A 606-nucleotide genomic window follows, 5' to 3' on the forward strand; every position below is an offset into this window, starting at 1 on the left:
GGAATGGCAGGCCCTGGCGATCAACACCCTCGTCTATGGAGCCTGCATGAATGGCATGGGCGCCATCATCGTCGAGGGCACTCCCAAGCCCATCCCCCAGCCCGTCGACGAGGATGAGGACGATCTCGACGATCCGGCCACCGACACGAGGCCGGAAATGCTGACCCGGCAGATGGCCCAGGTGGCGCAGCCGTTCGGCCGGGACAGCGAGGTCTATGCGATCGATCTCGCCGCCGTGCCGCAACCACCCCTGCGTGTCGCTGCTTCGACCCTCGCGGCCGCCATTGCTGACTTGCGCCTCGGCCCCGAGGCCGAAGCCCTGCATGGGGCGCTGATGCCGTTCATCGAGCAGGTCGCTCAGCTCCGGAAGAAGAACCCGCTCGAACTCTACGCGGCATTCGTGGAGGAAGTCGCGCTCGAGCGCCTGGTGGCCGGCAAGTACGAGGTCGACCTCCACAACGTCAGCGCCGACGAGGTCGGCTCGCCCGAGGGCGTCGCCCTCGTCGAGACGATCAAATCGATCCGCGAAATCCCGAAGGACAAACGGGACACCGGTCGCGAGGCTCTCGCACCTCTCGCGGCCGAGATCGCCGGCCTCAAGAGCGT

Annotated in this window: 1 pseudogene; it reads left to right on the top strand. The window is 66.8% G+C overall.

The features are described 5' to 3' along the window. Window positions 1-55: 55 nt before the first annotated feature. Window positions 56-606, top strand: a pseudogene (locus tag VQ02_RS34050) (hypothetical protein); the annotation flags it as partial.

This window comes from Methylobacterium variabile, assembly GCF_001043975.1.
Taxonomy (GTDB): Bacteria; Pseudomonadota; Alphaproteobacteria; order Rhizobiales; family Beijerinckiaceae; genus Methylobacterium; species Methylobacterium variabile.